The 20,032-nt window shown below is 74.8% G+C and carries 14 protein-coding genes and 1 pseudogene; 9 read left to right on the forward strand and 6 right to left on the reverse strand.

What is annotated here, in order from left to right:
• The first annotated feature begins 33 nt into the window (after nt 1-33).
• From I6A60_RS25340 to cobJ, 6 genes are read left to right on the forward strand one after another with little or no spacing between them, the layout of a single operon-like run.
• Nucleotides 34-990 (forward strand): cobalamin biosynthesis protein, encoded by a 957-nt coding sequence (locus I6A60_RS25340; RefSeq protein WP_374113417.1) that lies wholly within the window; start codon nt 34-36, stop codon nt 988-990.
• On the forward strand, nt 987-2,585 hold the full coding sequence (locus I6A60_RS25345; RefSeq protein ID WP_203022051.1) for a cobyric acid synthase: 1,599 nt from the start codon (nt 987-989) through the stop codon (nt 2,583-2,585). The genes I6A60_RS25340 and I6A60_RS25345 overlap by 4 nt, the downstream gene beginning before the upstream one ends.
• Nucleotides 2,582-6,262, forward strand: a complete 3,681-nt coding sequence (cobN, locus tag I6A60_RS25350) for a cobaltochelatase subunit CobN (RefSeq protein WP_203022052.1) — start codon at nt 2,582-2,584, stop codon at nt 6,260-6,262. The genes I6A60_RS25345 and cobN overlap by 4 nt, the downstream gene beginning before the upstream one ends.
• Nucleotides 6,263-7,525 (forward strand): nitrite reductase, encoded by a 1,263-nt coding sequence (locus I6A60_RS25355; RefSeq protein WP_203055710.1) that lies wholly within the window; start codon nt 6,263-6,265, stop codon nt 7,523-7,525. It abuts the gene before it with no gap.
• Nucleotides 7,519-8,169: a precorrin-8X methylmutase gene (locus tag I6A60_RS25360; RefSeq protein WP_203022565.1), complete on the forward strand. Its 651-nt coding sequence runs from the start codon at nt 7,519-7,521 to the stop codon at nt 8,167-8,169. Before I6A60_RS25355 ends, I6A60_RS25360 begins: the two co-directional genes overlap by 7 nt.
• The gene (cobJ, locus tag I6A60_RS25365; protein WP_203022564.1) at nt 8,166-9,719 is read left to right on the forward strand and encodes a precorrin-3B C(17)-methyltransferase; all 1,554 of its coding nucleotides are present in this window, start codon (nt 8,166-8,168) and stop codon (nt 9,717-9,719) included. Before I6A60_RS25360 ends, cobJ begins: the two co-directional genes overlap by 4 nt.
• Here the strand turns inward: cobJ and cobF are convergent.
• Nucleotides 9,685-10,413 carry a precorrin-6A synthase (deacetylating) gene (gene cobF, locus I6A60_RS25370; RefSeq protein WP_203022567.1) on the reverse strand — a complete coding sequence of 243 codons (729 nt, stop codon included), beginning with the start codon at nt 10,411-10,413 and terminating at the stop codon, nt 9,685-9,687. The genes cobJ and cobF overlap by 35 nt on opposite strands.
• Before the next feature lie 312 nt (nt 10,414-10,725).
• Here cobF and I6A60_RS25375 point away from each other — a divergent pair, with 312 nt between their 5' ends.
• Together I6A60_RS25375 and I6A60_RS25380 are read left to right on the forward strand one after the other, a co-directional pair.
• The gene (locus I6A60_RS25375; RefSeq protein WP_203022566.1) at nt 10,726-11,310 is read left to right on the forward strand and encodes a GNAT family N-acetyltransferase; all 585 of its coding nucleotides are present in this window, start codon (nt 10,726-10,728) and stop codon (nt 11,308-11,310) included.
• Between the two features lie 314 nt (nt 11,311-11,624).
• Nucleotides 11,625-12,461, forward strand: a complete 837-nt coding sequence (locus I6A60_RS25380; protein ID WP_238436201.1) for a PHB depolymerase family esterase — start codon at nt 11,625-11,627, stop codon at nt 12,459-12,461.
• Between the two features lie 7 nt (nt 12,462-12,468).
• Here I6A60_RS25380 and I6A60_RS25385 read toward each other — a convergent pair whose 3' ends face one another.
• The 3 genes from I6A60_RS25385 to I6A60_RS25395 form a co-directional block, all read right to left on the reverse strand.
• Complete coding sequence (locus I6A60_RS25385; protein WP_203022562.1) at nt 12,469-13,725, reverse strand: XRE family transcriptional regulator; 1,257 nt, start codon at nt 13,723-13,725, stop codon at nt 12,469-12,471.
• A gap of 375 nt (nt 13,726-14,100) precedes the next feature.
• Nucleotides 14,101-15,453, reverse strand: coding sequence for a deoxyribodipyrimidine photo-lyase (locus tag I6A60_RS25390; RefSeq protein ID WP_374210294.1), 1,353 nt, complete (start codon nt 15,451-15,453; stop codon nt 14,101-14,103).
• On the reverse strand, nt 15,447-16,934 hold the full coding sequence (locus I6A60_RS25395; RefSeq protein ID WP_203022560.1) for a DUF2867 domain-containing protein: 1,488 nt from the start codon (nt 16,932-16,934) through the stop codon (nt 15,447-15,449). Before I6A60_RS25395 ends, I6A60_RS25390 begins: the two co-directional genes overlap by 7 nt.
• 153 nt (nt 16,935-17,087) lie before the next feature.
• Here I6A60_RS25395 and I6A60_RS25400 point away from each other — a divergent pair, with 153 nt between their 5' ends.
• On the forward strand, nt 17,088-18,320 hold the full coding sequence (locus I6A60_RS25400; RefSeq protein ID WP_203022559.1) for an EAL domain-containing protein: 1,233 nt from the start codon (nt 17,088-17,090) through the stop codon (nt 18,318-18,320).
• On the opposite strand, the gene I6A60_RS25405 is transcribed toward I6A60_RS25400, so the two are convergent.
• Nucleotides 18,251-19,270 carry an SIS domain-containing protein gene (locus I6A60_RS25405; RefSeq protein WP_238436202.1) on the reverse strand — a complete coding sequence of 340 codons (1,020 nt, stop codon included), beginning with the start codon at nt 19,268-19,270 and terminating at the stop codon, nt 18,251-18,253. The two genes, I6A60_RS25400 and I6A60_RS25405, sit on opposite strands and share 70 nt — an antisense overlap.
• Nucleotides 19,270-20,032, reverse strand: a pseudogene (locus I6A60_RS25410) (aminoglycoside phosphotransferase); the annotation flags it as partial. The gene I6A60_RS25405 and the pseudogene I6A60_RS25410, both read right to left, overlap by 1 nt.

Genomic DNA, 20,032 nt, shown 5'->3' on the forward strand with positions numbered 1-20,032 from the left:
GGTGGCGGCGCGGCGCGGGACCGTCGGCGCGGGGTGGGTCCGGGCGGTGTCGCGGTGGCGATCGTCGCCGGCGCCGTCGCGGACCTCGTCTTCGCCGACCCTGGCCGGTTCCACCCCGTCGCGGGCTACGGCCGGGCCGCGGCCGTGGTCGAGCGGCGCCTCTACGCCGACTCCCGCGCGGCCGGCGTCGGTTTCGTCGCGGTGGCCGTCGGCGGCCCCATGCTCGCCGCCGCAGCGCTGGACCGCCTCGTCCCGCCGCCCGCGCGCCCGGTGCTGCTGGCCGCGGCACTGTGGGCCGCGCTCGGCGGGACGTCGCTGCGCCGCGAGGGGGTGGCCATGGCCCGGCTGCTGACCTCCGGTGACCTGCCGGCCAGCCGGGACCGGCTCGGGCACCTGTGCGGGCGTGACCCGAGCGGGCTGGACGAGCCGGAGCTGGCCCGGGCGGCGATCGAGTCGGTCGCGGAGAACACCGCCGACGCGGTGCTCGGCCCGCTGCTGTGGGGGGCGGCGCTCGGCCTGCCCGGCGTCGTCGGCTACCGCGCCGTGAACACCCTCGACGCGATGGTGGGCTACCGCTCGCCGCGCTACCTGCGGTTCGGCTGGGCCGCGGCCCGCCTCGACGACGTCGCGAACCTGGTGCCCGCTCGGTTGTGCGCGGCCCTGACGGCGCTGGTCGCGCCCGTGGTCGGCGGCTCGCCGGGGCAGGCCTGGCGGACGTGGCGGCGCGACGGCGGCAACCACCCGAGCCCGAACGCGGGCCAGTGCGAGGCCGCGTTCGCCGGAGCGCTGGGCATCACGCTCGGCGGCACCAACGTCTACGCCGGCGAGGTCGAGACCCGCGGCCGGCTCGGCGACGGCGGGCCGGCGGCCGGCGCCGACGTGGCCCGCTCGGCGGACCTCTCCGGGGCGGTGGGCGCCGCCGCCGTCGTCCTCGCCGCCGTGGCTGGCGCGGGGCGCGTGGCGGCGCGCCGGCGCCGGGGCGGGTCGTGAGCGGCGCGCTGCTCGTCGCCGGGACCACCTCGGACGCGGGCAAGTCGGTCCTGACCGCCGGCATCTGCCGCTGGCTGGCCCGTCAGGGCGTCCGGGTCGCGCCGTTCAAGGCGCAGAACATGTCGCTGAACTCGTGGGTGACCGCCGACGGAGCGGAGATCGGCCGCGCCCAGGTGATGCAGGCTGCCGCCGCCGGCGTGGAGCCGGAGGGCGCGATGAACCCGGTGCTGCTCAAGCCGGGGGCCGGGCACCGCAGCCAGGTCGTGCTGCGCGGCCGGCCGGTGGCCGAGGCTGGCGCGCTCGACTACCGGGCCCTGAAGGGCCAGCTGTTCACCGAGGTGCTCGCGAGCCTCGCCGACCTGCGCTCCCGGTTCGACGTGGTGGTCTGCGAGGGCGCCGGCAGCCCGGCGGAGATCAACCTGCGGGCCAACGACATCGCGAACATGGGCCTGGCCAGGGCCGCGCGGCTGCCGACGCTGGTCGTCGGCGACATCGACCGCGGCGGGGTGTTCGCCGCCATGTTCGGGACGCTGGCCCTGCTGGAGCCGGCCGACCAGGCGCTCGTCGCGGGCTTCGTCGTCAACAAGTTCCGCGGCGAGCGGGCCCTGCTGGAGCCGGGCCTGGACATGCTGTCGGGCCTGACCGGGCGTCCCGTGCTCGGGGTGCTGCCCTGGCGCGACGGGCTCGGCCTCGACGTCGAGGACTCGCTCGGCCTGCCCGCGCCCGGCGAGACCAGGGGCGATCCGGACGGGTCGCTGCGGGTCGCGGTGGCCCGGCTGCCGTTCCTGAGCAACTTCACCGACCTGGACGCGCTGGCGGCCGAGCCCGGCGTCGCCGTGCGCTTCGTCGACCGGCCCGAGGACCTCGACGCGGCTGACCTCGTCGTGCTGCCCGGCACCCGGTCGACCGTCGCCGACCTGGAGTGGCTGCGCCGGCGTGGGCTCGACGGCCCGCTCGCCCGCCGGGCCGCCGACGGCCGGCCGGTGCTCGGGATCTGCGGCGGCTACCAGATGCTCGCCGAGACCATCGTCGACGAGGTGGAGAGCGGCGCCGGCCGCGTCGACGGCCTCGGGCTGCTGCCGGTGACGATCCGCTTCGCGGCGGCCAAGACGCTCGGCCGGCCCACGGGCGCGGCCTACGGCCAGCCCGTGCACGGCTACGAGATCCACCACGGCGTGGCGACGGTGCACGGCGGCGAGCCGTTCCTCGACGGCTGCCGGGCCGGCACGGTCTGGGGCACCACCTGGCATGGCGCGTTCGAGAACGACGGCTTCCGCCGGGCGTTCCTGGCCGACGTCGCGGCCCTGGTCGGCTCCCCGTGGCGGCCGCTGGGCGAGGTCTCGTTCGGGGCCGTCCGGGAGCGACGCCTCGACGTCCTCGGCGACCTCGTCGCCGAGCATCTCGACACCGACGCGCTGCTGCGGCTGATCGAGAACGGACCGCCAGCCGGTCTGCCGTTCGTCCCGCCCGGAGCCCCGACGGGCACCGCCGGGCCGGCCCTCGCCGGGCCGGTTCCAGCCCCGCCGGTTCCGGCCGGGCTGCCGGAAGCCGGCCACCTGCGTAGTTCTGTTCCAGACCTGGGGAGCCGACCGTGATCCTGCTGCTGTCGACGTCGGACACCGACCTGTCCTGCGCCCGTGCCTGCGGGGAGGACTACCGGCTGGGCAACCCGGCCCGCCTCGACGTCACCGACCTGCCGGGGCTGCTCGACGGCGTCGACGTCGTCGTGCTGCGCCTGCTCGGCGGCCGGCGGGCCTGGCCGGAGGGCGTCGACGCGCTGCTGGCCCGGGGCCTGCCGGTGGTGGTTCTCAGCGGCGAGCTGATCCCCGACGCCGAGTTGATGGAGCTGTCCTCGGTGCCCGCCGGGGTGTCCGCGCAGGCGCACGCCTACCTGGCCCACGGCGGCCCGGACAACCTGCGCCAGCTGGCCCGGTTCCTTTCCGACGCGCTGCTGCTCACCGGCCTCGGGTTCGACCCGCCGGAGCCGACCCCCGCCTGGGGGCTGCATCCTCGTCCAGACACCGCGGCGCCGGACGGGCGCCCGACCGTCGCGATCCTGTACTACCGGGCGCACGAGCTGGCCGGGAACACCGCGTTCGTCGACGCGCTGGCCGACGCCGTCGACGCTGCCGGCGGCCGGGCGGTACCGGTCTTCTGCGCGTCCCTGCGCACCGCCGACACGGAACTGCTCGCCGAGCTCGGCCGGGCGGACGCGCTCGTGACGACCGTGCTCGCCGCCGGTGGGGCGGCACTGGGCGCCACGCCGGCCGACGTCGGGGCCGGCGGCCGTGACGGGGACTGGGACATCGGCGCCCTCGCAGCCCTGGACGTGCCGATCCTGCAGGCGCTGGCCGTGACGTCGTCGCGGGAGCAGTGGGCGGCCAGCGACGACGGCCTGTCGCCGCTGGACACCGCGACCCAGGTGGCGATCCCCGAGTTCGACGGACGGATCATCACGGTCCCGTTCTCGTTCAAGGAGATCGACGCCGACGGGCTGAGCCGCTACGTGCCCGACCCCGAACGGGCGGCCCGGGTCGCCGGCCTCGCGGTGCGCCACGCCCGGCTGCGCCACGTGGCGAACGCCGACAAGCGGATCGCCCTGGTCCTCTCGGCCTACCCGACCAAGCACGCCCGGATCGGCAACGCGGTCGGCCTCGACACCCCGGCCAGCGTGCTCGCCCTGCTCGGCGCGCTGCGCGAGGCCGGCTACGACGTCGGGCCGGAGACTGGCCCCGGCGCGCTGCCCGGCCTCGAAGCCGGCGACGGCGACGCGTTCATCCACGGCCTGATCGCCGCCGGCGGCCAGGACGAGGACTGGCTGACGGCCGAGCACCTGGCCGGCAACCCCGTCCGGGTCCCGGCCGCCGTCTACCGGAGCTGGTTCGCCACGCTGCCGGAGGACCTGCGGGCCGCCGTCGAGCAGCACTGGGGCCCGGCGCCCGGCGACCTGTTCGTCGACCGCGCCACCGACCCCGACGGCGAGATCGTGCTCGCGGCCGTCACCGCCGGCAACGTGGTGATCCTCATCCAGCCGCCGCGTGGCTTCGGGCAGAACCCGATCGCGATCTACCACGACCCGGACCTGCCGCCGAGCCACCACTACCTGGCCGTCTACCACTGGCTGCGCAACAGCGTTGGTGACGCCGGGTTCGGCGCGCACGCCGTGGTCCACGTCGGCAAGCACGGCAACCTCGAATGGCTGCCCGGCAAGGCGGCGGCGCTGTCGGCGAGCTGCGGACCGGACGCGGCGCTCGGCGACCTTCCGCTCGTCTACCCGTTCCTCGTCAACGACCCGGGCGAGGGCACCCAGGCCAAGCGACGGGCGCACGCCACGATCATCGACCACCTTGTCCCGCCGATGGCCAGGGCCGACAGCTACGGCGACATCGCCCGGCTGGAGCGGCTGCTCGACGAGCACGCGCAGATCGCCGCGATGGACCCGGCGAAGCTCCCGGCGATCCGGGCCCAGATCTGGACGCTGATCGAGGCGGCCAAGCTCGACCACGACCTGGGCCTCGCCGACCGCCCGCACGACGCGGAGTTCGACGAGTTCATCCTGCACGTCGACGGCTGGCTCTGCGAGATCAAGGACGCGCAGATCCGCGACGGGCTGCACATCCTCGGCGCCGCGCCGACCGGCGACGCGCGGGTCAACCTGGTGCTGTCGATGCTGCGGGCCCGCCAGCTCTGGGGCGGTGCCGTCGCGCTCCCCGGGCTGCGCCAGGCCCTGGGCCTGGGCTCCGAGGAGGGGACGACCCGCACCGACGCGGTCGAGGCCGTCGCCCGGGAGCTGCTCACCGAGCTGGACGACCGCGACTGGGACCCGGCCGCTGTCGCCGAGGTCGTCGCCGAGGTCCTCGACGTGCCGGCGGACACGGACGCGATCGACCGGGCCCCGGACGACCCGGACGCGGTCGACCGCGTGGCCGTCGCCGCCGTGCTGACGTTCGCGGCCACCGAGATCGTGCCGAGGCTCGCCCGCACCACCGACGAGATCGGCCGGACCCTGCACGCGCTCGCCGGCGGCTTCATCCCGGCCGGGCCGAGTGGCTCGCCGCTGCGCGGGCTGGTCAACGTGCTGCCGACCGGGCGCAACTTCTACGCCGTCGACCCGCGCGCGGTCCCCAGCCCGCTGGCGTGGGAGACCGGCCGGGCGATGGCCGACTCGCTGCTCGCGCGCCACCTCGCCGACACGGGGGAGTACCCCCGCTCGGTCGGCCTGTCGGCCTGGGGCACGTCGGCGATGCGGACCTCCGGTGACGACGTCGCGGAGATCCTCGCGCTGCTCGGCGTGACGCCGCTGTGGGACGAGGCGTCCCGGCGGGTGCGCGGCGTCGAGCCGATCCCGCTCGCCGAGCTCGGCCGGCCCCGGATCGACGTCACGGTCCGGATCTCCGGGTTCTTCCGCGACGCGTTCCCGCACGTCGTCGACCTCCTGGACGACGCGATCCGCCTCGTCGCCGACCTGGACGAGGCCCCGGACGACAACTACGTCCGGGCGCACGCCGACGCCGACGCGGCCACGCACGGGGACCGCCGCCGGGCCACGACCAGGATCTTCGGCTCGAAGCCGGGCGCGTACGGCGCCGGCCTGCTGCCGCTGGTCGACTCCGGCACCTGGCACGACGACGCCGACCTGGCCGAGGTCTACGCGGCCTGGGGCGGGTTCGCCTACGGCCGTGGCCTCGCCGGCCGGCCGGCCCGCGACGACATGACGGCCGCCTACCGGCGGATCAGTGTCGCGGTGAAGAACACCGACAGCCTGGAACACGACATCGCCGACTCCGACGACTACTTCCAGTACCACGGCGGCATGATCGCGACCGTTCGTGCGCTGACCGGGCGCGGCCCGCGCGCCTACATCGGCGACTCGACCAGGCCCGACGAGGTGCGCACCCGGACGCTCGGCGAGGAGATGGCCCGGGTGGTCCGGGCCCGGGTGGTCAACCCGCGCTGGATCTCCTCGATGCGCCGCCACGGCTACAAAGGCGCCTTCGAGCTGGCCGCCACCGTCGACTACCTGTTCGGCTACGACGCGACGGCCGGCGTGGTGGCCGACTGGATGTACGAGGCCGTGACGGAGGCGTACGTCCTCGACGAGGAGAACCAGAAGTTCCTCACCGACTCGAACCCCTGGGCCCTCCACGGGATCGCGGAACGGCTGCTGGAGGCCGTCGACCGCGGGCTGTGGGCGGCGCCCCGGCCGGAGACCCTGGACGCGCTGCGCGAGGTGTACCTGCGCGCGGAGGGCGACCTCGAAGGGCGGGCCTAGATGGCCGCCGCCGCCCGAGACCCGGTGACCGACCGCTGCCCCGGTGCCCTGGTCCTGCACGAGGCGGCCGACGGTGGCCTGGCTCGGATCCGGCTGCCCGGCGGCCTCATCGCCGGTGGGACCCTGGTCGCGCTCGCGGAGCTGGCCGAGTCGTTCGGCCCGCGTGGCGCCGTCGAGCTGACCTCGCGGGGGAACCTGCAGCTGCGCGGGGTGCCGGCCGGCCGGCACTTGGAGCTGGCTGACCGGGTCGCCGAGCTCGGGCTGCTGCCGTCGGCGACCCACGAACGGGTCCGCAACATCGTCGCGGCCCCCTTCGCCGGCCTGGTCGGGACGGCATCAGGTGGCGGCGCCGCGGATTCGTCGCTCGACGGCCTGGTGCGGGCTCTCGACCTGGGCCTGTGCGCCGACCCGGACCTCGCCGGGCTGTCCGGCCGGTTCCTGTTCGGCCTCGACGACGCGTCCGGCGCGGTCGCCGCCCTGGCTCCGGACGCCTGGGCGGCGCCGCTGGCCGCGGACCGCTGGTGGGTCGGTCCCGGCGGGGTCGCGGTCGATGGTCCGGCCGTCGTCGCGGAGCTGCTCGCCGCCGCCCGGGGCTTCCTGCGGGCCGCGGCCGACGCGACGGTCGGCGCCGCGCCGGCCGGTCACCCGATCTGGCGCGTCCGGGACCTGCCGGACGGCGGCGTGGCGCTCGCGGCGGCGCTGCGAGCCGGCCGTCCCGCCGTGGCGCGTCCCGAACCGCCGCCTGGCCCGCGACCCGTGGGAGTGTGGCGTCGCCCGGACGGCGGCCAGGCCGGCGCCGCCCTGGTGCCGCTGGGCCGGCTCAGCCGGGCCGGCGCCGAGATGCTCGCGGCCGCGGGCCAGGACGTCGATCCGGCACAGACCTCACTGCGGGTCACGCCGTGGCGGTCGGTCGTCGTGCCGCGCCTCGCGGACCCGGCGTCCTTCGTCCCCGCCGCGCGGCGGGCCGGCCTGGACCCCGAGTCCCAGTCGCTGTGGGCCAGGGTCACCGCCTGCGCCGGGCGGCCCGGCTGCGCGAGCGCGCTCGCGGACGTGCGAGCCGACGCGGCCCACGCGGTCGCGGCCGGTCGACTCACTCCCGCCTTCGCCGCCCGGCCGGCGCCACCGGGCGCGCGGGCGCACTGGAGCGGCTGCGCCCGCCGGTGCGGCCGTCCAGCCGGGTCATATGTGGATATCGTCGCCGGGCCCGACGGCTACCTGGTCCACGCCGCCGGCGCCGAACCGAAGGAGTCCTCACGATGGTGACCGGCAGCAGCCAGCGCCGCTACGACTACGAGCGCGACGGCGCGGCGATCTACCGGCAGTCGTTCGCGACGATCCGCGCCGAGGCGCCGTTGGCCGACCTCACGCCCGACCTGGAGCACGTCGTCGTGCGCATGATCCATGCCTGCGGGATGGTGGACCTGCCCGCGGACGTCGAGGCGAGCCCCGGTGTCGTCGGCATCGCCCGGGCGGCACTGCGGGCCGGTGCGCCGGTGCTCTGCGACGCGCAGATGGTGGCCAGCGGGATCACCCGCCGCCGGCTGCCCGCCGCCAACGAGATCGTCTGCGCGCTCGGCGACCCGGGCGTCCCGGAGCTGGCCGCCCGGCTCGGCACGACCAGGTCCGCTGCCGCCCTTGAACTGTGGGCCGACCGGCTCGCCGGCGCCGTGGTCGCGATCGGGAACGCTCCGACGGCGCTGTTCCACCTGCTGGAGCTGATCGGCGCGGGTGGGCCGCGGCCGGCCGCCGTCCTGGGGCTGCCGGTCGGCTTCGTGGGCGCGGCCGAGTCCAAGCGGGCCCTCGCGGACAACCCGTTCGGCCTGCCGTTTCTCGTCGTGCACGGCCGGCGGGGCGGCAGCGCGATGACGGTGGCCGCCGTCAACGCGATCGCTTCCGAGGCGCTGTGACCACGCAGCCAGCCCCCGCCGGCACGCTGTACGGCGTCGGGGTGGGCCCGGGCGACCCCGAGCTCGTGACGGTGAAGGCCGCGCGGCTGATCGGCGCGGCCCCGGTCGTGGCGTACCACGCGGCGCGGCCGGGGCGATCGCTCGCTCGGGCGAGTGCGGCGCCGTACCTGCGGCCCGGCGTCGTCGAAGAGGAGCTCGTCTACCCGGTGACCCGTGGTGTCACACCGCACCCGGGTGGCTACCAGGGTGCGATCGAGGAGTTCTACGAGTGGTCCGCCGCCCGCCTGGCCGACCACCTGGCCGCCGGGCGCGACGTCGTGCTGCTCGCCGAAGGCGACCCGACGTTGTACAGCTCCTTCACCCACATGCAGCGCCGGCTGGTCCCGCGGTTCCGGTACGTGATCGTCCCCGGCGTGACGTCGGTGTCCGCGACCGCCGCCGCCGCGGGCGTCGCGCTGGTCACCGGAGACGAGACGCTCGCCGTGCTCCCGGCGACCACCCGAGCGGACCGGCTACGCACGCTGGCCGCCACCGCGGACGGGCTCGTGCTGATGAAGGTGCGTGGGGACCTCGGGGGCGTCCGGCAGGCTCTCGCGGACGCGGGCCGGCTGGACGACGCGCTGCTCGTCAGCCGGGCCAGCCGGGAGGGCGAGCGCGTCACGGCGCTGCGCGACCTGGTGGCCCCGGAACAAGACGTCCCGTACATGTCGAGCGTCCTCGTCCCGGGCGCCTCCGCGGCCAGGCCCACGCCGCCAGGTCCGGCTGTCGCCGGCTCGGTCACCGTCGTCGGGCTGGGGCCCGCCGGCGCCGAGTGGCTCACCCCCGAGGCGGCCTGCGCCCTCGCGGCGGCCGACGACGTCGTCGGCTACGAGACCTACCTGCGGCGCGTCCCGCCCCGGCCCGGCCAGCGCCGGCACGGCACGGACAACCGGGTGGAGGCCGAGCGGGCCGCGTTCGCGCTCGATCTGGCCCGGCGGGGGTCCAGCGTCGCCGTTGTGTCGTCCGGCGACCCGGGCGTGTTCGCGATGGCGTCGGCGGTGCTGGAGACCCAGGCCGACGGCGGCTACCAGGACGTGCCGGTGCGCGTACTGCCCGGGGTCACGGCGGCGAACGCGGTCGCGGCCCGGGTCGGCGCGCCGCTCGGCCACGACTACTGCGTCGTGTCGCTGTCGGACCAGCTCAAGCCGTGGCCCCTGGTGCTGCGCCGGCTGCGCGCCGCCGCCGCGGCCGACCTGGTGCTCGCCCTCTACAACCCGGGCTCGAAGACGCGCCGGGCGCACGTCGACGAGGTCCGCGACTGCCTGCTGGAGGCGCGAGACCCGGAGACGCCCGTCGTCGTGGGGCGGGCCGTGGGCGCCGACGGCGAGCGGATCGAGGTCATCCGGCTGGCCGACCTCACCGCCGACCATGTCGACATGCGCACGCTGCTGATCGTCGGCTCGTCCCGGACCCGCTGGGACGCCGCGACGGGCGCGGTGTTCACGCCGCGCCACCACGACGGGCTGCCCGGCCCGGTCACCGCCGACGCCGCAGCAGGTACACATCCATGATCCAGCCCTTGCGGGCGCGGGCCGCCTGCTTCACCGTCGCGATCTCGGCGCCGACCTCGGCGAGCGGGCCGGCGATCGTGATCTCGTCGGCGCCGCCCAGGTAGGCACCCCAGTAGATGTCCCACTGGCTCGCGTCGAGGTCGCGCCAGGCCGTGGCGCCGTCGAGCATGACGACGACCGAGTCCTGGCCGTCCGCCTCGGCGGCCAGGCGCCGCCCGGTGGTGACGTGCACCGCCCCGCCGACCGTGTTGAGCGGGACCCGGTGCCGGGCGGTCAGCACCTGCACGCTGGAGATCCCGGGAATGACGGTCACCACGACGTCGACGAGGCCGCGCTCCCGGATGTCATCGAGGATGCGCAGCGAGCTGTCGTACAGCGCCGGGTCACCCCAGACCAGGAACGCGCCCCGGTCTGCCTCGGCGAGCTCGGCCAGCAGAGCCTGGGCCCAGACCTCGGCGCGGGCGGTGTGCCAGCGGCGCACCTCGGCCTGGTAGTCGTCGGGTGCCCGGTCCCGGTCCGGCTCGCTGACCTCGACGACCCGCAGGCCCGGCCGCGCGTGCTGGGCGCAGATCTCGGCCCGTAGCGCGTTGAGGTCGGCTTTCGCGGGTCCTTTGTCGATCGTGAACAGCACGTCGACGTCGGCCAAGGCGGCGCTGGCCTCGTGGGTGAGCGAGGCCGGATCGCCGACGCCCATGCCGATCAGCAGCACGGACCGGCGCGGCGGCGTGGCCGGATCTGCCGTGGTCGAGCCGTCGTGGTGGAGGCCGTCTTCGGGCGCTGCGGGGGACACGGGACCGACGGTAGCGGTGCCCCGCAGCGTGGCGGCCCGCCCAGTGGCAAGCCTGGCAACGAAGCCCCGCCCACCCTAGCGTTCATGATCGCCGTTTCGGCCCCTCGAATGGTTGTTGCCAGGGCCGATTCACGACCACTTGAGGGCGAGAACGGCGATCACCGCCGGGCCGGAAATGGGTTGCCGGCGTGGGTGGGGGTGCCTACTGTCTGGCGCGTGAGTCTTCGTCATGAATCGGCCCATGACCGGGAATCCGTGCGAGACGTTGTCACGCGGGCGTTCGGCGGTGAGCACGGCGAGGTCGTGGCGGATCTCGTGGATGACCTTCGCGCCACCATCTCTCCCGGCAATGGCCTCTCGCTCGTTGCCGAGGATGACGGCGAGATCGTCGGCCACGCGATGTTCACCCGCAGCATTCTCGACGCGCCGCGGCGGCTGGTCGAGGTTCAGGTCCTCAGCCCGTTGGCGGTCCTGCCCGAGTACCAGAAGCGCGGGCTCGGCTCGGCCCTTGTTCGCCATGGCCTGGAAATCCTCGCCGAGTCCTCGGCGCCACTCGTCTTCCTCGAAGGCGACCCGAACTACTACCACCGCTTCGGTTTCGTGCCCGGCGGGAGCCTGAACTTCAGAAAGCCGTCGCTGCGCATTCCGGACGCGGGCTTCCAGGTCGTCACCCTTCCGGCCTACCAGCCGTGGATGACAGGGACGCTCGTCTACTCGGAACCTTTCTGGCGCCACGACGCGGTAGGCCTCCGCCAGACCGAGGCCAAGAAAGTCGGCCCGCCCGTTCCGGGGTCCGTGTGATCGCTGTTTCGGCCCTCTGATGGTCGTAACCCGGCCTGTTTCGTAGCCACCCGAGGGCGAAACGGCGATCAACGCGACGGTTAGATCTCGGCAGTCGCGGCGCCAACTCGCGATCATGGTCGCTGGTGTGATGCGGGCCAACCCTGTCGGGGTGGCGCTAGGTCGGCCGGACAGGTGCGGCCAGACTGCCTCATATGCGACGGCGAACCGGGCCTGGTGTCTCTTCCGCGGCCGTCTGTACCGCGGTCTGCGCGGCAATGTTGCTGGCCGTGCTGGCGGGCTGTGGGAGGGTCGGCCACCGCGGGGAGGTGACCATGCGCCTGGTTGTGGGTGGCAGAACCCGGACGTTCACGCTGCATCGCCCGGCCGGGGCATCCGCCGGGCGGCTGCTGCCGGTCGTGCTCGCCTTTCATGGCGGTTTCGGCAACGGGTCCGGGATGGCGGGGCTGACGCACCTTGACGCAGTCGCGGACCAGAACGGGTTCCTGGCTGTCTACCCCGACGGCTATCAGCGCAGCTGGAACGACGGGCGGGGCAGCACACCGGCCGACCGGGCCGGTATCGACGACGTCGCCTTCGTCGCCGCGCTCATCGACGAGCTCGTCCGCGACGAGCATGCCGACCCGCGGCGGGTGTACGCGACGGGCATCTCCAACGGCGGCATCTTCACCGAACGACTCGGCTGCGAGCTGGCGGACTGGCTCGCGGCGATCGCGCCCGTCGCCGGGCCGATGCCGGACAATCTCGTCGCCGGCTGTCATCCGGCTCGCCCGATCGGCGTGCTGGAGATCCACGGCACCGCCGACCCGATCGTCCCCTACTCGGGCGGACACGTGAACGGTCGCGGCGGTGGCGGGCAGGTGGCCTCCGTCGCCGCGACCGGCGAGCTGTGGCGGCGGCTCGACGGCTGCGCCGCCCGACCTGACGTTCGCCCGGTGGCTGACCGGGTGTCAGACGGGACTCACCTCTCCGTGGCCACGGCCGTCGACTGTCCGGACGGCGCCGGCGTCGTCGTGGACGCCCTGACCGGCGCCGGCCACACCTGGCCGAGCGGCCGCCAGTATCTGCCCAAAGCGCTCATCGGCAGGACCAGCCGTCAGCTCGACGCCAGCCAGGCCGTCTGGGCCTTCTTCGCCGGCTACCACCGTTAGGTGTCGGTTACTCGGGCTTGGAAGGCACGACGGCGTAGCCGAGTATCCGGATGCCCAGGCGCGAGAGGTCGGTGTCGGTCAGACCGGCGGACTGGCCGGCGGTGTGCATGAACTGGGTCAGCCCCGTCGTGTCGACCAGCATTGCGTAGAGGCGGGTCGTGATCCCCGGGTAACCGCCGTAGCTCAGGTTGTAGGGAGGGATCGTGAAGCAGTTCTGGTCGGTCGTCGCGAGGTCGTCGCCGGGATAGAAGCGGCCGTTACCCCGGTTGTGGTCCCTCGTGGAGTCGGTCGTGCTCGGGTCGGCCCACGCGGCGAAGACCAGCCGCGAACTGCGTGGAACCGGCCCGCTGAGCCGCCCTCCGAAGGCGAGCGCCGGATGCCAGGCCGAGTAGTAGGTGTAGCGCAGCTCGGTGAGGCGGACGCCGGCAGCGTCGGCCCCGGGCTCGGTCACCACGTCGGCGCTGCTCTGGAGCGGCAGCGTGTAGCAGCCCCTGGCGACGGGGGCCGGGCCGCGTGCCGCGGGGCTCTGGTCGAACCGGGGCGGGCCGATGCCACCGACCGGCCAGGCCGCGCCGGGGCCGCCTGGTCCCAGCGGCGGGGCCTGGCCTGGAAGAACGAGGCCGGGGCCACCCGCCGTGGCTGTATTCGTCGGGACTGGCGCGGTGGGGCCGACGGCGTCCCCGCGCGTCGCGAAGTAGGTGATCAGCGCCGCGCTCGCGCCAGCGGCCAGGGCGATGCCGACAGTCACGGATACCGTCCGCCAGGGTCCGGAGCCAGCGTCCCGGCCCGACCGTGCCCGGCGGCCGGTCGCGGCGACATCCCAGGCCCCGTCGGTCGCCGGGACGCCGCCGGCGCCCCCAGCCAGGTGCGCGCCGGCTGATGGGAACGGGCTGCCGGGCGCGTCGGCGTCGGCTCCTGGGTCGGTTCCCGCGAGACCGTGACCTGGTTCGGCTGGCTGAGCGTCGTCGTCGGCGGCCAGCGAGGCCCCGGCCCGCTCGGAGCTGACTCGGACCCGTCGCCAGGCCGCCAGCCAGACGTCCCGGCGCTGCGGGTCGTACGCCTCGACGATCAGGGTCAGTGTCTTCGCGGTCAGCCGTCTGCGCTCGTTGCGGACGTCGTTGACGGTGGTCTTTGACAAGCCGGTCCGCCGCTCGACGGCCCGGTCGTAGGAGTCGCCCAGCAGGGCGAGCACGGCGGCGCGCAGCTCGTCCTCGGTCGACACCGACGCGGGGTCTGGCGCCGGCTCCACCTGCGGCTCCGTCATCAGGTCGCGCTCCTTCGTGTCAGGTCCGACGAGACGCCGCCGCCGTCGCGCGCACGCCGCCGGCCAGTCGCCTCGTGCCCGGGTGGCGGACACGTGGCGTACCCGTCGCGGGGGATTCTCCCAGTCTGGCCGGCTAAACAGGACGGGACGGGACAGCCGGGACGTCGTGTCGCCTGAAGGAGTGTTGTCGCAGCGTGGCGGCTGGATAACCTCACTTCGCGGCACGGGGGGCCGCCGGTGGCCGGTCGCCGACCTCGGGAGTCTCGGGGTCGGTGGCCGGCCACGCGGCTTCCAGCCCTCACGGCACGCGGTCGCCGCGGGACCAACCGCCGCGGGTTGTGGCCACGGGCCCGGGAGCCGTCCGCGCCACAGCGGTCAGAACTGCTCCGAGGTCAGCCGTTCCGGGAGGATCGGCAGCGGCTCCGGGTAGTCGAGCGTGGCCCGCTCGTGGTCGGGCAGCCGCCACGGCCGGTGGACCGCGCGTCCAGGCAGACCGGCGAGCTCCGGCACGTGCCGGCGGACGTACGTGCCGTCGGGGTCGAACCGCTCGGCCTGGCGCAGCGGGTTCAGGACGCGCCCCGGCCGGGTGTCGGTGCCGGTGCCCGCGACCCACTGCCAGTTGAGGCTGTTGTTCGCCACGTCCGCGTCGAGCAGGTGCTCGGTGTAGTGGGCCGCGCCGGCGCGCCAGTCGAGGCCGAGGGTCTTCGTGAGGAAGCTCGCGGTGATCATCCTGGCCCGGTTCGGCAGCCAGCCCTCGGCCAGCAGCTGGCGCATGCCGGCGTCGACGATGGGGATGCCGGTGTGACCGGAGCGCCAGGCGTCCAGCGCCGCCGGGTCGTCGCGCCAGGTCCGGTGCGCGGCGCGGTAGTCCTCGTGCGCTGCGGCCGGCCGGGCGGCGAGGAGCTGGTGGAAGAAGTCGCGCCAGGCGAGCTGACGGACGAAGTCGCGGGCGGCGTCGCCCGTCCCGGCCTGGGTCGCGAGCTCCAGGGCCGACAGACAGCCCAGATGTAGGTAGGGCGACAGCCGGGACGTGGCGTCCGCCGCGAGCTGGTCTCGGCGCTCGTCGTAGTCCTCGACGCCCTCGCGCAGCCATTTCTCGGCCCGCCGCCGGCCCGCGGTCTCGCCGCCGTGGAACCGCCCGTCACCCGCGGACCCGCCGCCGCCCGCCGGCCCGCTGATGGGCGGCAGCGTGCCCGGGTCGACGGCCGCTAGCCGGAGACTGGCTGGCGGCGCGATGACGCGTCGCCACCCGGCCGCCTCCCACCGTCGGTGGTAGGCGCCGAAGACGGCGTAGTGGTCCCGGCCGGCCGGGGTCACCCGGCCCGGCCCGACCACGACGTGCGCCTCGTCGTGGCAGTGCAGCGTCCGGCCGTGCTCCGCCAGCGCCGAGCGCAGTGCCGCCTCGCGCCGCTGCGCGTATCCGGAGCAGTCCGCGGCCAGATGCACCGTGCCGGCGCCGACCTCGTCGGCCACCCGGCACACCTGCTCGACCGGGTCGCCCGCCCGGACCACCAGCCGTCCGCCCAGCGCCCGCAGCGACTGGTCGAGGTCGGCGAGGCTCTCGGCGAGGAACCTCTGGCGGGCCCCGGTCGCGAAGCCGGTCCGTGCCATCGCCGCGTCCAGCACGAACAGCGGCACCGTGTGCTCGCCCGCCAGAGTGGCCGCGGCGAGCATCGGGTTGTCGTGCACGCGCAGGTCCCGGGTGAAGACGGCGAGCGTCGTCACCACGGCTGGCCCACGGGCGCCGGGCGTTCGGCCGCGGCGGCGACGGTGTGCGCCATCCGGCCCAGGACGAGGCCGCGCACCGGCGCGAAGGACTTCCAGCAGACCTGGCCGAGCAGCCCGTGCGGCTCGAAGATCGCCCGTTGCCGGTAGACGGAGCCCTGGGCGGAGGGGGCGGCGGAGAGCTCGAGCCAGGCCCGCCCCGGCAGGCGAAGCTGCGCCCGCAGCCGGAGCCGGCGTGGCCGGTCGGCATCCTCGACGCGCCAGCCTGCGAGCGGGGCGTCGGTGGCGTTGGCGGGCCGGACCAGCCGGCGGCGCAGGGCCTCGGCGTACCGGGTGACGCGGCCGGGCCGGGCCGTGGCCGCCCGCGCGGCGGGGATGACGTGCCGGCCGTTCTCGGCGCCGACGGTCTCGATCACCTGCCACAGCCGGGTCGGGTCCGCCGCCGTGGCCAGCTCGCGTACGTCCTGGTAGACCGTCCCGCCGGACCAGTCCGGGTCGGTCGGCAACGGGTCCGACGGCGGGAGCGAGCGGGTCCGTGGTGTCGTGGCCCGGGCCCAGCGGGACGGCACCTCGGCCTCCCGGGTCCTGGCCAACGCCAGCGTGACGGCGTCGTCGTAGCCGGTCAGGCCGCGAGCCGGGTCGGGAACGTAGGCGGCCAGGTCGTGGTCGCGGCAGACGACCTCGTGCACGAGCGAGGAGATCAGCGGGACGGCGATGCTGCGCGGGACCGGCGTCACGAGGTTGACCCACTGGGCCGACAGCCATGGGGTGAGCAGCGGGACGGGGACCACGACCCGGCGCGGTAGGCCGGCGACGGTCGCGTAACGGCGCATCATCTCCCAGTACGTCAGGACATCGGGTCCACCGATGTCAAAGCCCCGGTTGACGTCGGCCGGTACCAGTTCGGCCGTCCGGGTCAGGTAGTAGAGCACATCACGGACGGCGATCGGCTGAACGCGCGACCGTACCCAGCGTGGCGTGACCATGGCCGGGAGCCGCTCGGTGAGGTAGCGAAGCATCTCGAAGCTGGCCGAACCCGAGCCGATCACCACGGCGGCCCGCAGCACCACCGTGGGCACCCCGGAGGCGAGCAGCGTCAGCCCAACCTCCTCGCGCGAGGCGAGGTGCGCCGAGAGCCGCTGCCCGGCCGGGCTGATCCCGCCCAGATAGATGATCCGCCGCACCCCGGCCTCGCGGGCCGCCCGCGCGACCGTGTGGGCCGCGGCTCGGTCGCGTTCGACGAAGTCCCGCTGGTGCAGGGAATGCACGAGGTAGTAGACGACGTCCTGGCCCGCCAGGGCGGCGGCCACCTGGCCCGGCTCGCCGACGTCGGCCGCCACGAGGTCGACCTGGTCCAGCCACGGAGCGCCGGCCAGCCGGGCTGGGCTGCGCGCGGCGGCCCGCACGGTATGTCCTCTGGCGAGCAGCTCGGGGATGAGCCTGCTACCGAGATAGCCGGTCGCACCCACCACGACGCATCTCATCCAGCAGTGCTTCCCCCCGCTGGTCGTCTCGACCGCGGCGAGCGGCGGCACGAACCTTTTGGGTGGATTGTTCGCACACGGATCTGTTGACCGGGCGCCACCCGGAGTAGACGAGGCGACCGCGCGGTAAACCCCCGGTGGGAGGTCAGTGCGATGGTGGCGACGGTCGAGTCGGGTGCGCGGGTGATCGAGCCGGACCGAAAGGTGACCGACCTGCTCGACGTCCTGCGCCAACACCTCGGCATGGACGTCGCGGTGCTGGCTATCTGGCAGGACCGGAAGCTGGTCGTCCAGCTCTTCGCCGGCGACGGGCGAAGCTTCGGGCTCGTTCCCGGCATAACGATCCGGAACGGCGGCGAACTCTACCGGGACGTGCGGGAAAAGCGCATCCCGTTGGTGTCCGGAAATGCGCATGGATCCGCCCGTGCGGGGCATTCCTCCGTGCTGGACGAACTCGACGTGGGTGCCTACGCGATGACGACCCTGACCGACGGGCGCGACGAGCCGTACGGGCTGCTGTTCTGCCTGACGCACGACGCGTGCCCGACGCTGCAGGAGCGCCACCAGCAGTTCGTCCAGCTCATCGCGGCGTTCCTGCGTGACTCCCTGCTGGATCTGCGCGAGATGTGGCAGACCCGAAGCCAGATCTGGTCGGCGATCAGCGACGTCATCGACGGCGGTGGCCCCGATCTCGTGTTCCAGCCCATCGTGCGGATCGACACGGGCGACGTCGGCGCCGTCGAGGCGTTGGCCCGGTTCAGTGCCCGCAGCGGCGGCCGGATCCGGACCACCGAGGAATGGTTCCGCGACGCCCGCCTGGTCGGGCTGAGCACGGAACTCGATCTGGCGGCGATCAGGCGTGCCGTCGCGGCGATTCCCGACCTTCCGCCGGGCCTGAAGCTGGCCGTCAACGCGTCGCCCAGCACGGTCGTCACCGTGCTGCCCGAGTTCGTGACGGGCCTGGCCCACCGCGACCGTCTGATCATCGAGATCACCGAGCAGGAGAACTACACCGCCGGGCCCGAGACCGTCCTTGCCGTGAGCCACCTGCGCGACCTGGGTGTTCGCATCGCCATTGATGACGCCGGCACGGGCTACTCCGGCCTGGAGAAGCTCGTGCTGCTCCGCCCGGACGTAATCAAGATCGACCAGGTGCTGACCCGCGGCATCGACCGTGATCCGGCCCGTCGGGCGTTGACCGCCGGGTTGGTCGCGCTGGCGGGGGAGATCGGCGGGACCGTCATCGCCGAGGGAATCGAGACCCGGACGGAGCGGGACGCGATGGTGAAGTCGGGTGTCCGCTACGGCCAGGGCTACTACCTCGGCATGCCGTCCGCGTCCCCGGCGCCGCGCCCGCCGGCCTGGGTCGGCGCCGGCCCGAGCTGACGTCGCCAGGCGTCGGCGGCGAGTAGCTCGGCGACCAGGGTCTCGGTGAGGAGCCGGACGTCGTCGTCCTCGTCATGCCGGTACCGCAGCGTGTACGCGGCGTCCGGAGCCGGGGCACCGACGGCGACGACCGTGCTGCCGCGCTCCTTCGTCCACCGGAACAGCTCGGGCTCCCACCGGGAACCGCCGCACAACAGCAGCCGGTAGTCGGTGGTCTTGGTGAGATAGACGTCGACGTGGCTCCAGTCGCCGGTCTCGCAGCCGACGGCCGGCAGCCGCGGTCCTTCGCGCAGCATCAGGGCCGACTGCTGCGCGGACGACAACCGGCGGGCCGGCGCCGCGACGTGGGTGCCGTCCGGGCCGAGCAGCAGCTCAGCGGTCGTCGCCAGCCAGGTGTCCCGCCGGGCCAGCAGGTCCTCCGTAGCCTCGGCCGCCTTCGTGACCGTGTCCGGCCACGGCGTCCGGCCGGCGAGAGCGGGCAGTGCGAGCAGGGTGGCCAGGGTGTGCTGGAAGGAGCGGCACGCGACGCCGCCCAGCTCGGCGCCGGCGAGCATCGGCACCGAGCGGTCGCACGACGACTCCAACTCGCTGCCGGCCTGGTTGGTCAGCGCGACGAAGGTGACCGCGCCCCCCGGGTCGGCGTCCCGCAGTCTGCGGACGGCGTCGAGTGTCTCGGTCGACCCACCCGAGGCGGACACCGCGATCACCAGCGTCCCTGGCCGTAGCCGGGGAAGGAGGTCGTTGCTGGCGATCTCGGCGACAGCGGGCGTACCGGCCGCCCGCAGCCGGGCCGCGACGACGCTGCCGGCGTAGTGCGACGAGCCCATCCCGAGCAGCAGGATCGGGCGGTCGGTCTCTACTCCGGCCCACAGGTCGCCGATCTGGGCTGACAGCTCGCGCAGCCGCGCTGGCTTCGCCTCAAGGTCCGCATGGAACAGCTCGGCGTCCATCAGGGGTCCTCGGGTTCGGCGGGTGGCGGAAACCGGCGCCTCAGCGCGGCTTCCGGTACGTACCGCCAGCGGGGCAGGTGCCGGTCGGCGTAGGTGAGCTCGCGGCACAGCTGCTGCCAGCCATACGCCTCCAACAACGACTCGTCCAGCAGGTCGCCCCGCCCGGCCGAACCGAGGCCGGCCCGGTAGCTGTCGAGAAACTCGGCCTGGACGGCCGCGGTCCAGGCGGCCGCGGCCGCGGCGGGCACCTCGGGACTGTGGTGGCAGACGACGTGCCCGACGTTCTCCAGCGACATGAGCATCCCCGCGACGTCGAGTGCGGCCGGCTGGGGCGCGCGGCGCTGCTGAGGGGTCAACGTCGGGTTGCCGTCGAAGTCGATCACGAACAGCGGCCCGCCGGGCGCCCGGAGCAGCTGGCCGACGTGAAAGTCGCCATGGGCGGCCATCAGCGGTGTCCCGGCGGCCCGCCCGAGCGGGCGCAGCGCCGCGGCGATCGAGTCGCGGTGGGCGTCCAGCAGCGGCGAGCTCACCTGTCCCAGCAGGTCGTCGGCAGCCTCCAGCCAGGACAGCGCCTCGTCGGCCGACGCCGTGGCCGCGGTCCGGTCGGCCAGTGCGAGGTGCATCGCGGCGGTGAGCGCGCCCAGCTCCGCGCCGAAGGGCCGGCCGACCCGGTCGGGCGCCGCCCGGTCGGCGCCGGTGGCCCGGTGGCGCGGGACCCGGGCCCCGGCCGGCGGGCCCACGGCCGCGCGCGCGGGCCGGGCC

It is taken from the genome of Frankia sp. AgB1.9 (assembly GCF_016786355.1).
In the GTDB taxonomy this organism is placed as follows: Bacteria; Actinomycetota; Actinomycetes; order Frankiales; family Frankiaceae; genus Pseudofrankia.

Coding starts and splice junctions, on each gene's coding strand:
- I6A60_RS25380 (WP_238436201.1), top strand. CDS start 11,625: ATGCGCCTGGTTGTGGGTGGCAGAACCCGGACGTTCACGCTGCATCGC.
- I6A60_RS25355 (WP_203055710.1), top strand. CDS start 6,263: ATGGCCGCCGCCGCCCGAGACCCGGTGACCGACCGCTGCCCCGGTGCC.
- cobF (WP_203022567.1), bottom strand. CDS start 10,413: ATGGGCGTCGGCGATCCGGCCTCGCTCACCCACGAGGCCAGCGCCGCC.
- I6A60_RS25385 (WP_203022562.1), bottom strand. CDS start 13,725: ATGACGGAGCCGCAGGTGGAGCCGGCGCCAGACCCCGCGTCGGTGTCG.
- I6A60_RS25360 (WP_203022565.1), top strand. CDS start 7,519: ATGGTGACCGGCAGCAGCCAGCGCCGCTACGACTACGAGCGCGACGGC.
- I6A60_RS25405 (WP_238436202.1), bottom strand. CDS start 19,270: ATGGACGCCGAGCTGTTCCATGCGGACCTTGAGGCGAAGCCAGCGCGG.
- I6A60_RS25400 (WP_203022559.1), top strand. CDS start 17,088: ATGGTGGCGACGGTCGAGTCGGGTGCGCGGGTGATCGAGCCGGACCGA.
- I6A60_RS25395 (WP_203022560.1), bottom strand. CDS start 16,934: ATGAGATGCGTCGTGGTGGGTGCGACCGGCTATCTCGGTAGCAGGCTC.